16 protein-coding genes and 1 tRNA gene are annotated in these 14,585 nt (G+C 63.8%); 7 read left to right on the plus strand and 10 right to left on the minus strand.

Translation table 11 applies throughout. From position 1 onward, the window contains the following. The first annotated feature begins 21 nt into the window (after nt 1-21). Together mdlC and H6P80_RS12775 are read left to right on the plus strand one after the other, a co-directional pair. Nucleotides 22-1,575, plus strand: coding sequence for a benzoylformate decarboxylase (gene mdlC / locus H6P80_RS12770; protein ID WP_185801745.1), 1,554 nt, complete (start codon nt 22-24; stop codon nt 1,573-1,575). 45 nt (nt 1,576-1,620) lie between these two features. Continuing rightward, nucleotides 1,621-2,532, plus strand: coding sequence for a DMT family transporter (locus tag H6P80_RS12775; RefSeq protein ID WP_185801746.1), 912 nt, complete (start codon nt 1,621-1,623; stop codon nt 2,530-2,532). Here H6P80_RS12775 and H6P80_RS16725 read toward each other — a convergent pair. The 5 genes from H6P80_RS16725 to H6P80_RS12800 form a co-directional block, all read right to left on the minus strand. Continuing rightward, the gene (locus tag H6P80_RS16725) at nt 2,529-2,693 is read right to left on the minus strand and encodes a DUF2474 domain-containing protein (protein ID WP_328805034.1); all 165 of its coding nucleotides are present in this window, start codon (nt 2,691-2,693) and stop codon (nt 2,529-2,531) included. The two genes, H6P80_RS12775 and H6P80_RS16725, sit on opposite strands and share 4 nt — an antisense overlap. After that, the gene (gene cydB / locus H6P80_RS12785) at nt 2,635-3,639 is read right to left on the minus strand and encodes a cytochrome d ubiquinol oxidase subunit II (protein WP_185801747.1); all 1,005 of its coding nucleotides are present in this window, start codon (nt 3,637-3,639) and stop codon (nt 2,635-2,637) included. The genes H6P80_RS16725 and cydB overlap by 59 nt, the downstream gene beginning before the upstream one ends. Further along, a complete protein-coding gene (locus H6P80_RS12790) occupies nt 3,639-5,054 on the minus strand; it encodes a cytochrome ubiquinol oxidase subunit I (RefSeq protein ID WP_185801748.1) in 1,416 nt (471 codons plus the stop codon). The genes cydB and H6P80_RS12790 overlap by 1 nt, the downstream gene beginning before the upstream one ends. 85 nt (nt 5,055-5,139) lie before the next feature. Beyond that, nucleotides 5,140-6,147 carry a zinc transporter ZntB gene (locus H6P80_RS12795; protein ID WP_185801749.1) on the minus strand — a complete coding sequence of 336 codons (1,008 nt, stop codon included), beginning with the start codon at nt 6,145-6,147 and terminating at the stop codon, nt 5,140-5,142. Between the two features lie 20 nt (nt 6,148-6,167). Continuing rightward, nucleotides 6,168-7,091, minus strand: a complete 924-nt coding sequence (locus H6P80_RS12800; RefSeq protein WP_185801750.1) for a glutaminase — start codon at nt 7,089-7,091, stop codon at nt 6,168-6,170. Between the two features lie 142 nt (nt 7,092-7,233). On the opposite strand from H6P80_RS12800, the gene H6P80_RS12805 reads away from it, so the two are divergent. Both H6P80_RS12805 and H6P80_RS12810 read left to right on the plus strand, forming a co-directional pair. Beyond that, complete coding sequence (locus tag H6P80_RS12805) at nt 7,234-8,457, plus strand: toxic anion resistance protein (protein ID WP_185801751.1); 1,224 nt, start codon at nt 7,234-7,236, stop codon at nt 8,455-8,457. A gap of 21 nt (nt 8,458-8,478) precedes the next feature. After that, entirely contained in the window at nt 8,479-9,201 is a 723-nt protein-coding gene (locus H6P80_RS12810; protein ID WP_185801752.1) for a hypothetical protein, read from the plus strand. A 26-nt stretch (nt 9,202-9,227) separates the two neighbouring features. Here H6P80_RS12810 and H6P80_RS12815 read toward each other — a convergent pair whose 3' ends face one another. The 4 genes from H6P80_RS12815 to H6P80_RS12830 all read right to left on the minus strand — a co-directional run bounded on the left by H6P80_RS12815 (nt 9,228) and on the right by H6P80_RS12830 (nt 11,751). Next, nucleotides 9,228-9,983, minus strand: coding sequence for a molybdopterin-binding protein (locus H6P80_RS12815; protein ID WP_407947257.1), 756 nt, complete (start codon nt 9,981-9,983; stop codon nt 9,228-9,230). A gap of 5 nt (nt 9,984-9,988) precedes the next feature. Continuing rightward, nucleotides 9,989-10,891, minus strand: coding sequence for a cytochrome b/b6 domain-containing protein (locus tag H6P80_RS12820; protein WP_185801754.1), 903 nt, complete (start codon nt 10,889-10,891; stop codon nt 9,989-9,991). A gap of 101 nt (nt 10,892-10,992) precedes the next feature. Then, nucleotides 10,993-11,523: a hypothetical protein gene (locus H6P80_RS12825; protein ID WP_185801755.1), complete on the minus strand. Its 531-nt coding sequence runs from the start codon at nt 11,521-11,523 to the stop codon at nt 10,993-10,995. A gap of 154 nt (nt 11,524-11,677) precedes the next feature. After that, a tRNA-Gln gene (locus tag H6P80_RS12830) sits at nt 11,678-11,751 on the minus strand. Nucleotides 11,752-11,897: 146 nt separating this feature from the next. Between H6P80_RS12830 and H6P80_RS12835 the strand changes: the two genes are divergently transcribed. Both H6P80_RS12835 and H6P80_RS12840 read left to right on the plus strand, forming a co-directional pair. Next, nucleotides 11,898-12,977, plus strand: coding sequence for a Ppx/GppA phosphatase family protein (locus tag H6P80_RS12835; RefSeq protein ID WP_407947249.1), 1,080 nt, complete (start codon nt 11,898-11,900; stop codon nt 12,975-12,977). Nucleotides 12,978-12,980: 3 nt separating this feature from the next. After that, entirely contained in the window at nt 12,981-13,631 is a 651-nt protein-coding gene (locus tag H6P80_RS12840; protein ID WP_185801756.1) for an RlmE family RNA methyltransferase, read from the plus strand. Here the strand turns inward: H6P80_RS12840 and H6P80_RS12845 are convergent. Then, entirely contained in the window at nt 13,628-14,299 is a 672-nt protein-coding gene (locus H6P80_RS12845; protein WP_185801757.1) for a hypothetical protein, read from the minus strand. The genes H6P80_RS12840 and H6P80_RS12845 overlap by 4 nt on opposite strands. Here H6P80_RS12845 and H6P80_RS12850 point away from each other — a divergent pair. Then, nucleotides 14,298-14,579, plus strand: coding sequence for a hypothetical protein (locus H6P80_RS12850; protein WP_185801758.1), 282 nt, complete (start codon nt 14,298-14,300; stop codon nt 14,577-14,579). The two genes, H6P80_RS12845 and H6P80_RS12850, sit on opposite strands and share 2 nt — an antisense overlap. Nucleotides 14,580-14,585 lie beyond the last annotated feature (6 nt).

The raw sequence follows: 14,585 nt of genomic DNA on the forward strand, positions 1-14,585 counted from the left end.
TCTTCCCCTTAGGAATATTGAATGATCAACGTCCGCACCGCCTTTTACGACCTTCTCCGCCAGCATGGCATCGACCGTATCTTCGGCAATCCGGGATCGACCGAATTGACGATGTTCACCGATTTTCCCGAGGATTTCTCCTATGTCGGCGCGCTCCAGGAGTCGGTCGCGCTCGGCATAGCGGACAGCTATGCGCAGACCAGCGGCCGTCCCGCGGTGGTCAATCTCCACTCTTCGGTCGGCATGGGCCATGCGATGGGCGCGCTCTTCACCGCCTATCGCAATCGCACGCCGCTGATCGTCACGGCCGGGCAGCAATCGCGCCCGCTATTGCTTCATGATCCGTTCCTGATGGCGAACCGGCCGACCGAATTGCCGCAGCCCTTCGTCAAATGGGCGGTGGAGCCCGCGCGCGCCGCCGATGTGCCGCAGGCGCTGGCCCGCGCGCTATCGGTCGCGACCAGCTATCCGCAGGGGCCGGTTTTTCTTTCCATCCCTGCCGAAGACTGGGACGAGGAAGCCGAGGCGGTCGCCTATCGTCCGCCGAGCCCTGCGCCCGGTCCCGATCCCGAACAGGCGGTGCGCGTTGCCGAAGCGATGGCGAGCGCGAAGGCGCCGGCGCTTGTCGTTGGCGGCGAAGTCGATCGCGACAAGGGATGGGAGGAAGTCGTCGCCGTGGCCGAAGCGCTTGGCGCGCCGGTCTATATCCCGCCGATGGAAGGCCGGGTGGGTTTCCCGCAAAGCCATGAACTGTTCGCCGGGATGCTGCCGCCCGAACCGGAAAATATCGTTCGCACGCTTTCCCCGCACGATGCGATCCTCGTCTTCGGCGCCCGCGTCTTCACCATGCATGTCGACGGCCCGCGCCCCTATGTGCCGACCGAAGCGCGCATCTTCCAGGTGAGCACCGACACCGACCTGCTCTCCGCCGCACCGGCGGGCGAAGCCGTGCAAAGCTCGACCCGGCTGGCGGCGGCTGCGATCCGCGATGCCCTGGGGCGGCCCGGCACCAACTATGCCAGCCGCGAGCTGCCGACGGCGATCGCGGGGGACGCCATCGGCTATCCCTTCCTCTTCGAAACGCTGCAACGGCTGCGCGATCCCGAAGCACCGATCGTCGAGGAAGCGCCGACGGCGCGGCGGGACCTGCCCGATTTCCTCCCGGTCGACCGGCCCGACACCTTTTTCACCTGTTCCAGCGGCGGCCTGGGCTTCGGGATGCCGGCTGCGGTCGGAGCGGCATTGGCCCGGCCCGACAAGCGCACGGTGGCGATCATCGGCGACGGTTCGGCGATGTATGCGGTGCAGGCGCTGTGGACGGCGGCAAAGCAGCAGGCGAATGTCGCCTTCCTGATCCTCAACAATGGCCGCTATGCCGCGCTCGACGGCTTCGGCCGGCGCTTCGGCATTGCCGAACCGCCGGGCTGCGACCTGTCCGGCCTCGATTTCGTCGCGCTTGCAGCCGGGCAGAATGTGCCCGGATCGCGAGTCGAAAAACCCGAGGCGCTGGAAGCGGCTATAAAGGCCGTTCTGGAAGCGCAGGGCCCGGCCCTGCTGGATATCGCCATCGGATAGCGTCGCCTTGGCGGAACGCTTTTTGCCGCCAAGCGTCGAAGGGGCATGAACGGACGATCGCAAGACGGCTCCGCCACCCGCGCGCAACTTTTCGCGGGCATGGCGGTGTTCGGTTCGGCCACCCCGGTCAGCAAGATCGTCACGGCGGCGATGCCGGTGTTTCTCGCCTCGTTGCTGCGCGTCGCAATCGGCGCGCTCGCGCTTGCACCCTTCGCCTGGAAACAGCGCGGCACCATCGGGTCCATATCGCGCAAGGATTGGGCGATCATCGGCCTGATCGCCCTGTTCGGGATGGCCGGATTTTCCGCCTTCATGCTCTACGGAATGAGGATGGTCTCGGGCGTCGCCGGCGCCATCGTTATGAGCACGACGCCTGCCGTCACCGCCGCCGCTTCGATGCTGCTGATGGGCGATCATCCGACCTGGCGAAAGATCGCCGCCATCGCCCTTGCGGTCGCCGGCGTCCTCGTCCTGCAACTGGGCTCGGCCGGTGGCAGTGACGGGCCCGCGCCGGTTGCCGGCATCCTGCTGATCTTCGCCGCCGTCTGCTGCGAGGCCTGCTACACGTTGCTGGGCAAGAAGGCGTCCGAGGAGATCGACCCCGTCCTCGTCGCCTTTCTCGCCGCGGCGCTGTCCCTCCCCTTCTTTCTGCCCTTCGCGATCTGGCAGTTGCAGGGATTCGACTGGGGCGGCGTGGACCGCCGCGCCTGGCTCGCCCTGCTCTGGTACGGCGCGGGCACGCTCGCGCTGGGTTCCTGGCTCTGGTACCGCTCGATCGCGCGGGTGGAAGGGACCATCGCCGCCGCCTTCATGGGCGTGATGCCGGTTTCCGCCCTCGTTCTCAGCTATATCCTGCTGTCGGAAAGCTTCGAATGGATCCACCTGCTGGGCTTCGCGACCGTGTTCGCCGGGGTTGTCCTGATCAGCTGGGAACATGCCCGGATGGCGAAGGACTAGGCGATCCAGAGCCTGAGGATATAGGCGACGCTGCCGACCGCCAGCACGCCGCCGGCCCACAGCAGGACGAACCAGCCGAGCTTGGCGTAGAGGGGCCGTTCCTCAGTGATAGCCGGCCTCGTCGACCTTGCCGCGGAATATCCAATAGGCCCAGGCCGTATAGGCGAAGATCACCGGGATAAGGACGCCTGCGCCGACCAGCATGAAGATCTGGCTCTCGCGCGGGGCCGCGGCGTCGTAGATCGAAATCCGACCCGGCACGACATCGGGCCAGATCGAAATGGCTAGGCCCACCATGGAGAGCAGGAACAGCCCCAACGCCCAGAAAAAGGGCCGGTAATCATAGCCCGATTCCAGATCGCGCCAGATCATATAGGTAACCCCGAGAATCAGCAGCGGCATCGGAATGGTGACGGCCAGGCCCGGCCATTCGAACCAGCGGCTGAAATACTGATCCTCGACATAGGGCGTGGCGAGGCTGACCGCGCCGATCATCACCAGGGTGAAGGGCACCAGTATTTTCGCGACCCGCCGCGCCTCGGTCTGCAGCGATCCCGTCGTCTTCATCACCAGCCAGCACGAACCGAGCAGCTGGTAGGCGATGGCCAGTGCCGCGCCGCAGAGCAGGCTGAACGGGGTCAGCCAGTCCCACCAGCCGCCGGCATAGGCGCGGCCTTCAATCTCGATTCCCTCGAGCAGCGCGCCGAGCGTGATGCCCTGCGCCAGCGTCGCGACCAGCGAGCCGCCGAAAAAGGCGAAGTCCCAATATTTGCGGTGGGCGGGGTCGCGCCAGCGAAATTCGAACGCCACGCCGCGAAAGACGAGGCCGAGCAGCATCGCGATCAACGGCGCATAGAGCGCAGGCAGGATCACCGCATAGGCAAGCGGAAAGGCCGCGAGCAACCCGCCGCCGCCGAGCACCAGCCAGGTCTCGTTGCCGTCCCAGACCGGCGCGATCGAGTTCATCGCCATGTCGCGTTCCTGGCCGACCTTGAGGCGCGGGAAGAGCATGCCGATGCCGAGATCGAAGCCGTCCATCACCACATAGGCGGCGATGCCGGTGGCGATGATCGCGGCCCAGATGACGGTGAGTGTCGGATCGCCCATTATTCGTCCTCCCCGCGTTCCCAGGCTTTTTCTTCGATCGCGGCGGGGGTGATACCGGCCGAGCGGATCGGCCCCTGGGGTTCGACGTCCCCGGCGCTCGGCGGATGGCTCATCAGCTTGAGGATGTACCAGGTCCCGACGGAGAAAACCGAAAAGTAGACGATGACGAAGGCGATCAGCGAGCCGGTGACGCCCGGCACCCCGATCGCAGAGACGGCGTCTTCGGTCCGCATGACGTTGTAGATCACCCAGGGCTGGCGCCCGACTTCGGTGACGACCCAGCCGGCAATCACCGCGACGAAACCGGCCGGGCCCATGAGAAGCGCGAAGCGGTGGAGCAGGCGCGAGGAATAGAATTTTCCGCGCCAGCGCATGAACAGGCCCAGCAGGCCGAGCCCCGCCATCAGGAAACCGAGGCCTACCATGATCCGGAACGCCCAGAAGACGATGCCGACGGGCGGACGATCCTCGCGCGCGACGGTGTCGAGCCCTTCAAGGCCGAGATTGACGTCGTGGCGCAGGATCAGCGAGCCGAGATCGGGGATCTGGACCTTGTAGTGAACGGTTTCCTCTTCGCTGTCGGGAATGCCGAACAGGATGAGCGGCGCGTGGGATTCGAAGCTTTCGAAATGCCCCTCCATCGCCGCAACCTTCATCGGCTGGTGTTCGAGCGTGTTGAGGCCATGCTGGTCGCCGGCGAGAATCTGGATCGGCGCGACGATCGCCATCATCCACATCGCCATCGAGAACATCCGCTTCACGCCCGGCCGGTCATGCCCCTTGAGCAGATGCCAGGCGCCGACCGCGCCCACCACGAGCGCCGTTGTGAGATAGGCGGCGATAACCGTGTGAACGAGCCGGTAGGGGAAGCTGGGATTGAAGATCACGTCGAGCCAGCTGCCGGCCAGCACATATTGACCGACCTCGTTGACCTCGTGCCCGGTCGGCGTCTGCATCCAGCTGTTGACCGAGAGAATCCAGAAGGCCGAGGCCGCCGTTCCCGCGGCGACCATCAGGGTCGCGAAGAAATGCAGTTTCTTGCCCACCTTATCCATGCCGAACAGCATGACGCCCAGGAAACCGGCCTCCAGGAAGAAGGCGGTGAGCACCTCATAGGCCATGAGCGGCCCGATGATCGGCCCCGCGCGATCGGAGAAGACCGACCAGTTGGTGCCGAACTGATAGGACATGACGATGCCCGAAACGACGCCCATCGCGAAGGCGACGGCGAAGATCTTGATCCAGTATTTGAACAGCCGGAGATAGGTATCGTCCCTCGTCTTAAGCCACAGCCCCTCGAGCACCGCGAGATAACTGGCGAGTCCGATCGAAAAAGCCGGGAAGATGAAGTGAAAGGAGACGGTGAAGGCGAACTGAATTCGCGCGAGCAGCAGTGCGGTTTCGCCATCGGCCATGGCAACTGCCTTAGCCTATCGTTGCAATAACTGCATCTCCAAATTGCTGCTAATCTGGTGCCTATAATTGCAGATAGCGCAATCGTTACATCCATTTCAGCCAGCGGAAGATGATCAGTTCCAGCCCGAGCAATACCGCCAGCATCGCGCAGGTCAGCCAGAAGGCGCTGCCGTCCGATACCCCCGGCATGCCGCCGACATTGATACCGAGCAGGCCGGTGATGAAGGAAAGCGGCAGGAAGATCGCCGCGACGATCGACAGCACATACATGTTGCGGTTCATCTGCTCGGAAAGCCGGTTGGCGATATCGTCCTTGAGGACCAGCGCGCGTTCACGGGCCACGTCTATCTCTTCGATATGGCGCTGGGTGCGGTCGGCGATCTCGCGCAGTTCCAGGCCCAGCCGCTCGCCCAGCCAACCGGGCGGGTCCGCCATCAGCCGATTGAGCGCCTCGCGCTGCGGCGCGAGAAACCGGCGAAGCCCGACCACTTCCTGGCGCAGATCGCCGAGTTCCTGCCGCAGCTCGGAAGGATCGTCGCGCTCGGTGCGTTCCTCGATATCGTCGAGCTGGTCGTCATATTCGGCGACGATCCCGCCAATGCCGTTGGTGAGATCGTCGATCAATTCGACATAGAGCTGCGGGATCGTGTGCGGCCCCTCGCGCTCGGTAACGAGCTTCTGGAAGAGGTTGCGCGTCGAGTTCAGCTTTTCCTCGCGCACCGTGATCAGCCGCTCCCCGTCGGACCACATGTGCAGCGAAACGAGATCCTCGACCTCGGTCCCCGGATTGAGATTGATGCCCCGGAGGATCGCGACGAACCCCTTCGAGCCGTGGAAAACGCGCGGACGGGATTCGCTCGAGAGCATCGCGCCGGACGTCGGTTCGGTCAGCCCGCCATCGGTCGGCAGCCATCGGCGCACGCGCTCGACCGAACTGTTGACATGGATCCAGAGCGGCGGGTGGGTCGGCGTCCAGCTTTCGACGCCCTCCCAGCCGATCCGGTCCGCCCCGCCCTCGCCATCGAGCAGACAGGCAAAGATCAGCCCGTCGGCTTCGTCGAGCGGCAGATGTTCGGCGAGTTCCTTGTCCATTCTTCCCCCAGCCTAACCGGTCAGCCGAAAACCGACCAGCCCGTACGCGCAACCAGCGCCTCGAGCGCCAGCGCCCCCACGCGCGACGTGCCGGCCTCGTTCAGACCCGGCGACCAGGTGGCGGCCGCGCCCTGCCCCGGCACGATGGCGAGGATGCCGCCGCCGACGCCGCTCTTGCCGGGCAGGCCGATACGAAAGGCGAAATCGCCCGAATTGTCGTAATGGCCGCAGCTCATCATGATCGCGTTGATCCGGCGGCAGCGCTGCGGCGTCAGGATGCGTTCGCCGGTTACCGGATCTTCGCCGTTAAAGGCGAGGAACAAGGCCGCGCGGGCGAGCTGGGCGCAGGATAGCGCGAGCGCACAATGGCGGAAATAGGCCGAGAGCGCGACCTCGACATCGTTTTCGAGGTTGCCGAAACTCGCCATGAACCATGCAAGGCTGCGGTTGCGCGCGCCGGTGTCGCTCTCCGATACCGCGACATCATAGTCGATATCGATGCTCTGATCCTCGGCATGGTCGCGCAGCACGCGCAACAAAAGCTCGATGGCGGCGTCGGCATCGCCATTGTCGATCAGATGATCGGTAACGACAATCGCGCCGGCGTTGATCAGCGGATTGCGCGGAATGCCGCGTTCATGCTCCAGCTGGACGATCGAGTTGAAGGCGCTGCCCGACGGCTCCCGCCCGACCCGTTGCCACAGATCGTCGCCGACCTTCTGGAGCGCAAGCGCCAGGGTGAAGACCTTGGATATGCTCTGCACCGAAAACGGCTCGTCGGCATCGCCCGCGCTATGGCATTCGCCGTCCGGCGTCGCGACGGCGATGCCGAATTTCATCGGATCGACACAGGCGAGCGCGGGAATATAGTCGGCGACCTTGCCCTCGCCGCGATGCGGTTCGATTTCGGCGACGATCTCTTTGACAATCTCGGCAAGGTTCATGGTTCGCCCCATGCCGGTATTTTCGATCGAATTCCAGTAACAAGCAAAGGATTTGACCGTTAGTGTATTATTATCGTAATACAGCCCTTGAAAGTGCAGTAATTCGGCGGCATCTAGGGGGGCGCACAGTGAAGGGATGATCATGGCCACGACACCGGAAAGCGGAACGGCAACCGCCACCAAGACCGACACCAAATTGACGCTCGAAGCGCCCGATCCGGTGCCGACGGTAACGGCCGAAAAGGCCGCCGGGCTCGTGCCCGTCGCGCCCGAAAAGCAGGCGAAGCACAATGAAAAAGTCGTCGGCTTTGTCGACGAGCTCATCGCGCTGGATGCCAAAAGCCCCGAATTCGGGGCCAAGGTCGATCAGATCGCGGCGATGGGCCAGAAGGAAATCCGCGACGCGGCCGGCCAGTCCAACCGCTTTCTCGACCGGCCCGTACGCTCGATGGACGAAAATTCGTCGATCGGCGCCGATCTTTCCGAATTGCGCCGCACGGTCGAGGATCTCGATCCCGGCACCCGCGGCGATCTGACGTCCAGCCGCAAGCTTTTCGGCATCATCCCCTGGGGCAACAAGCTGCGCGTCTATTTCGACAGCTACAAGAGCGCGCAAAGCCACATCTCGGCGATCCTCCAGCGCCTTGCCTCAGGTAAGGACGAGCTGCTGAAGGACAATGCCGCGATCTCCGTGGAACGCCAGAAGCTGTGGGACGCGATGGGCCGGCTCGAAGAAATGATCTATGTCGCCAAGGCGCTCGACGCCGCGCTCGAAGACAGGGCGCTGGAACTCGAAAGCACCGATCCCGAAAAATCCAAGGCGATCAAGGAAACCGCGCTCTTCTACGTCCGCCAGCGCACCCAGGACCTGCTGACCCAGATGGCGGTCAGCGTGCAGGGCTATCTCGCGCTCGATCTTGTGAAGAAGAACAATGTCGAGCTGGTGAAGGGCGTCGACCGCGCCTCGACGACCACCGTCGCGGCACTGCGGACGGCCGTCACCGTCGCCCAGGCGATGACCAACCAGAAGCTCGTCCTCGGCCAGATCACCGCGCTCAACGAGACGACCGCGAACATGATCGATTCGACCGGCGAGATGCTGAAGACCAACACCGCCGAAATCCACAAACAGGCGGCCAGCTCCACCATCCCGATCGAGACGCTGCAGCGCGCCTTCCAGAATATCTACGACACGATGGACGAGATCGACCGCTTCAAGCTGGAAGCGCTCGGATCCATGAAGCAGACGGTGGACGTGCTCACCGACGAAGTCGAGAAATCGAAAGGCTATATCGCCCGGGCCGAGGGCGCCGAGCAGAACAACCAGCAGGTCAAGGCCATCCCGTTCGAGGCGCTGGAGGGCTAGACCCCCGGTTATGAGATCAAAGTGAGCCAGAGCGACCGTATTCTCCAGCAAGCCGACGAGCTGCTGCGGCGTGTTTCGCCGCAAGCGCGCGAGCTTGCCCGCCGCCAGCGCAAACGGCGGCAGGAGGCGTTCATGCGCCGCCTGCGCACGGGCGTGATGCTGGCGATCGCCGCGATCATCGGCATGGCGGGCGTCGGCGTGTTCTTCAACAGCTTTGGCCTGGCCTGGCTGATGCTGACCCTGGTGATCGCGTTCCTCGTCATCGTCGGCGTACTGATCGCCGGCAGCCAGCCCGATGTGACGCAGGAGCGGCTGATGGAAAGCGAGCTTCCCGCCCTGCCCGCCAACACCGAGCAATGGCTGGCGAAGCAGCGGCTCGCGCTCCCCGCGCCGGCCAACCGCAAGCTCGACGCCATCGCTACGCGGCTTGAGGAACTGCGCCCGCAGCTGCAGAATCTCGATCCGCGCGAGCCCGCCGCCGTGGAGGTCCGCCGCCTTGTCGGTGTCGAGCTGCCGGAACTTGTCGAAGGCTATAAGCGCGTACCCGATCACCTGCGACGCGAGGAAAGCCTGGGCGGCCGCACGCCCGAACACCAGCTCGTCGAAGGGCTCGATATCGTCGAGAGCGAAATCAGCCGGATGACGCGGCAACTGGCCGCGGGCGAACTCGACGCGCTGGCCACCCAGGGCAAGTTCCTCGAACTCAAATATCGCGGCGACGAGGATTTGGGAAACGGGAGGTAGAACCCTCTAACCCTACGGGAGAAGCATCAAATCCCCGCATACCAGGCGTAGGCGCCGTTATCTTCCCAATAGCCGCCCTTGCCGCCATGAATGCCGTCGAGGCTGGCGACCGCTTCAAGCCGGGTCACATATTTTGCATGTTTATAGCCGAGCTGGCGCTCGACCCGGGCGCGGAGCGGCGCGCCATGGCGTTCGGGCAGCTGCTGGCCGTTCATGTCATAGGCGAGGATCGTCTGCGGGTGGAAGGCGTCGATCAGGTCGATGCTCTCATAATAGGGCCGGCCTTGCGAGCCATAAGTGTCCGCGCAGTGGAAGACGATATAGTTGGCGCTATCCCGCAGCCCCGCAAGATCGAGCAGGCGCGATAGCGGCACGCCCGTCCACTGGCCGATCGCGCTCCAGCCCTCCACGCAATCGTGGCGGGTGATCTGGGTGCGGCGCGGCATGGCGCGCAGTTCGGCCAGCGACAGCGAGAGCGGACGAGAGACGAGCCCGTCGACGCGGAGCCGGAAATCCGCGAAATTGTTGGCGAGCATCGCCCGATAGGCGTCGCTGTCCGCCGTCCGGCTGCCATTGGCGCGGAAGTTCGGTGACAGGTCGGCAGCTGAGAATTCGCGTGCCAGCGCCTCGCGGTTGGTGATGGTGCGCTGCGCGCGGCGGGTCAGCCCCTCGGCCGAGGCGAGCACATCCTGGAAGCCCGGACTGCGGCTCCAGCTGTCGCACCCGGCGAGCAGCACGGAACTGCCGAGCCCGGCGATCAGCTTGCGGCGGGTGGTGATCAGTTTGCTCATTGCGCCTGCTCCTCCGCAAATTCGGGATGCCTCGGTGGCGCCGCCCTTTCCTCCCGCTTTCCCGGCAAGCGGAACCGGCCCGTGATCATCGAGCGGATCTCGTTCACCGGCCCGGCCAGCACCACCATCACCAGATGCACGAGGATGAAAGCGGCGATCAGGAAGGCGCAGATGAAATGTATCGAGCGCGCCGATTGCCGTCCGCCGAAGATATCGAGCAGCCAGGGCCAGGCCGCGTCCATGCTCGGCGACATGGTGAGGCCGGTCAGCACGATCAGCGGCAACAGCACGAACAGCACCAAAAGATAGCTCGTCTTCTGCAGGATATTGTAGCGGAGCGCCGCCGCCCCGGTCGGGAAGCGCAGCCGCGCATGATCCTTGATATCGTGCCAGATATGGCTGGGTTTCAGTTCGGACCGCCGGGGCGCAAGATCGCGCTGGATATGGCGATTGGCGAAGCTCCAGATCCAGTAGGAGAGCCCGGCAAGCACCAGCACCCAGGCGAAGAAGAAATGCCACAGCCGCCCGATGGCAAGACTGTAATAGCCGGGGATCGTCGCCCAGCTGGGGAAAGCGCGGGTGCTGGTATCGCCGTTCTCGTCGCGCCAGCGGCCCAGCACGCCGGTCGTCGTGATCTCGGTAGAGCCGATCCGCACGAAGCCGCGCGTCCCCTCGCCCGTGATTTCCAGCCAGGGCGTATCGGCATTGGCGCCGTAGCTGCCCCAATAAAGCCGGGGATGCGCGTTGAAGATCGAAAGCCCGCTCATCAGCAGGATGACGATGGCGAGTGCGTTGGTCCAGTGCCAGAGCCGCGTCGAAAGCCGGTGCCGCTTGACGACCTCGCCGGGTTTTGGACCCGGTTCCAGATCGCCGTCGCTCTGTTCGCTCTCGCCCGCCATCGCCCGCCTCCTTGGGTTGAACGCCCCATTCAATCGATCGGAAGTTCGCACCGGATTCCCGAACGGTTACATAGCATGGCGGGGGTGTCGACGGCTTGCAGCTAGCGATCGGGGCCCCGGCGCTCCGTCCATTGTGAAAACAGCACCGAGAGCGGCTTGGTGACCGGCGGGAAACCGGGCAGCATATGCTGGTCGGGATCGACGATCCGCGACGGCGGCGTCCGGCCGTTGAGCGCGGTGACATCGAGGCTGTAGCGCCGGCCGAGCTGCTCCATCCGGTCGACGAACTCGGCGAGGAAAATCTCGGCGGTGCCCATCGTCGTCGCGCCCGACGCCGCATCATGGACGAAGCGGAGTCCCTCCAGGAAGGACAGGTCCTCCGGGCAGCCGTCGAAACCGAGATGCGGTGCCAGCCCCTGCCGGGCGACGAGGGCGAAGGGAAAGCCTTCGTGATTCTCGTAATGCGCCTTGTAGCGATAATCGGGTATCAGCCAGCCGATCGTGCATTTGAGCGACCGATCATGGCATCGCGTCCGGTAACGGCATACGCCTTCATCATCCCGTGACGGCCGGCGCTGCGTGAGCACGCCCGATGCCGCCATGTCGAAAGCCTGCTGGCGATCAAATGGCACTGCGACCCTTCCCCTTCTTTTGCGCAGGTTCGGGCTCGGGGTTTAAATTTAGAGTTAATGCGCGCGCGGAACGCCGCGAATAGCGGGCGTTTCAGCGCTTTTCGTTGGTGAACCGAAACGACCGATTTTGGGACAGTTCTGGCCGGCGGGAAGCTGGATGCCCCGTGAGGATTCGAACCTCAATTGACGGAGTCAGAGTCCGTAGTCTTACCATTAGACGACGGGGCAACCGAAGGGCGGCGACATAGGCAGCAGGGCCCCGGCTGTCAATCCGCTCGCCTTGCCCTTGGCCGCGTGTTTGGGCTACTCTCTCGTTCAAGTACCGGCGGCATGTGCCGAACCGGAAAACATAATGGTTAGAAGAAGTAATCGGCGTGGACGACAATATCGCCAGCCCGAATTCCAATCCCGGCCCGGTGCCGGGCGCGGCGCGTGATCACCGCACTCCCCGAGCCAAAAAATCGGCCAATGGATCGGCGCTGTCGCGGCGCAGCTATGGCGCGCTCGATCTCGGCACCAACAATTGCCGGCTGCTCGTCGCCCGGCCTTCCGGCGACGGCTTCACCGTTATCGACGCCTTTTCCCGGATCGTGCGGCTGGGCGAAGGGCTTGCGACGACCGGGCGGCTGTCGGACGCGGCGATCGACCGCGCCGTGGGCGCTTTGTCGATCTGCGCGGAAAAGCTGCGCCGGCGCCATGTAAGCCTGTCGCGCTCGGTCGCCACCGAAGCGTGCCGCCGCGCCGCCAATGGCCGTCATTTCGTCCGCCGCGTGCGCGAGGAGACCGGCATCGCGCTCGACATTATCAGCCCGGCCGAGGAAGCACGGCTGGCGGTGCTCGGCTGCCATATCCTGCTCGAACCCGGCGAAGGGCCGGCGCTGATCTTCGATATCGGCGGCGGATCGACGGAACTGGTTCTGATCGAACCGGGCACCGAAAGCGATCGGGGCGGCGAGCCCGAGATCCTGTCTTGGTATTCTGCGCCCTGGGGCGTTGTCAGCCTCGCCGAAAAGGAATTCAACACCCTTACCTCGCTCGAGGATCGCCTCGAAACCTATCAGCGCATGCGGGGCCGCGTCGCCGAGAGCTTTGCGGACTTTGCCTCGACCCTGCCGACGATCGGCTATCAGCCGCGCCTGCTGGGCACCAGCGGCACCGTCACCACCCTGGCGAGCGTCCATCTCGGCCTGGCAAGCTATGACCGAAACCGGATAGACGGCTTGGTTCTGCCTTCCGATGCGTTGCGCAAGGTATCGACCGATCTTGCCCATATGTCCGTGCCCGAACGCGCGGAAGTGCCGTGTATCGGGCATGAACGCGCCGATCTCGTCATCGCCGGCTGCGCCATCCTCGAAGCGATTCTTGATATCTGGCCGGCCGAGCGGATCGGCATCGCCGATCGCGGCATTCGCGAAGGCATCTTGCGTTCGATGATGTCTTTGGACAGGCACTGAAGCATGGCCCAGCTCCGCAAAGACAAGAAGCGCAAGGAATCCTCCAAGCGCTGGCTCGAACGCCAGCTCAACGATCCCTATGTGAAGCGCGCCCAGGCGGACGGCTATCGGTCGCGCGCCGCCTACAAGCTGCTCGAGCTCGATGACCGCTTCCACCTGCTGCCGGGTGCAGACCGGATCGTCGATCTCGGCATCGCGCCGGGCGGATGGTCGCAGGTCGCGCGGCAGAAAAATCCGAACGCGACCATTGTCGGGATCGACTTTCTGCCGACCGATCCCATCGAGAATGTCACCATCTTCGAAATGGATTTCATGGACGAGGACGCGCCGGAGAAACTGCGCGAAGCGCTGGGCGGCGAAGCCGATATCGTGCTGTCCGACATGGCGGCGAACACTGTCGGCCATAAGCAGACCGACCATCTGCGCACCATGGGGCTCGTCGAGGCGGCCGCGCAGTTCGCAAGCGAAGTGCTGCGTCCGCAAGGGGCGTTCGTCGCGAAAGTGCTGGCGGGCGGCGCCGACAATACGCTGGTCGCAGAACTCAAGCGCAACTTTTCAAAGGTGAAGCACGCCAAGCCGCCCGCGAGCCGCAAGGGCTCTTCGGAATGGTATGTCGTGGCCCAGGGCTTCAAGGGGCGGGATCGGGCGGATTAGTCGCCCGTCATTTTGTCCGCCTGAACACCGCTCAAGCCGAACAAATATTCCTTCCCGTCGGTGATCTCGATTTGATATTTCCGTTCGCTCGTACGCGTATATTTCACACCGATACCGAGATTGTTGACGTTCTCCGCCTTCGCTTCGAACGCGGCGCCGAATTCGCTCTTCGATTCGACTTCGAGGGCGAGGTTCTGGACGATCACGATCTGGTCAATCAGCATGTGATCGTCGTCGAAAACAACGCTCGGATAGGAATCCGACTGTTCGGCGAATGCCCTGTACGCTTCTGATATATAACCGCGCGGGATATAGTATTTCTTCGACCCCGCGCCGAGCGTGATCTTGGCCCGGCGGAGGCGCTCATAATCAACCTCCACGCCGGCCGATACCGGCGCACCCGGATAGGAGCCCTTGGCATCCATGCCGGCCTTGGTTTCTATCTTATATTCCTGCGTCACATTGTGGAGCGCGGTTTCGAGCACCCAATCCCTGTTATCATTCCCACCCAGCGCCTTGGCGATATGAAAGAAATATTCGGGATCCCAGGCATGATCGATCCCCGGTGCTTCGCGCGTACTGAACAGTCCATAGTCGATCTCGTCGACATAGGAGCCGAGCAATCGCCTCGGCGCGGAACCCGTGCCCGCCTCTTGCGGGACCCGCATGAAAAAGATCTTTCCCACGCCGCGAAGTACGCCGCGCGAAAAATATAAACTTGACCGCGACATCAATCTTTCTCCCATTTTTTGTCTCGGAAGAATGCGCAGCAGCGGCCAGGCGGTCAACGAAGCGCGCCTGCAAACCTGCACCGATTCGAATGAATATCGTTCGATCCCGGCAGCGCCGAGGATCGTTCTTTTGGAAATCGGCTTCACGGCGCAGCGCGATCCGCGACGTCGGCAACGAACTCGTTTCGGTGCCGAGACGGGCCTATGCTATGGTTAACTGTCG

Origin of the sequence: Parasphingopyxis marina (assembly GCF_014237875.1) — a bacterium.
Classification (GTDB): Bacteria; Pseudomonadota; Alphaproteobacteria; order Sphingomonadales; family Sphingomonadaceae; genus Parasphingopyxis; species Parasphingopyxis marina.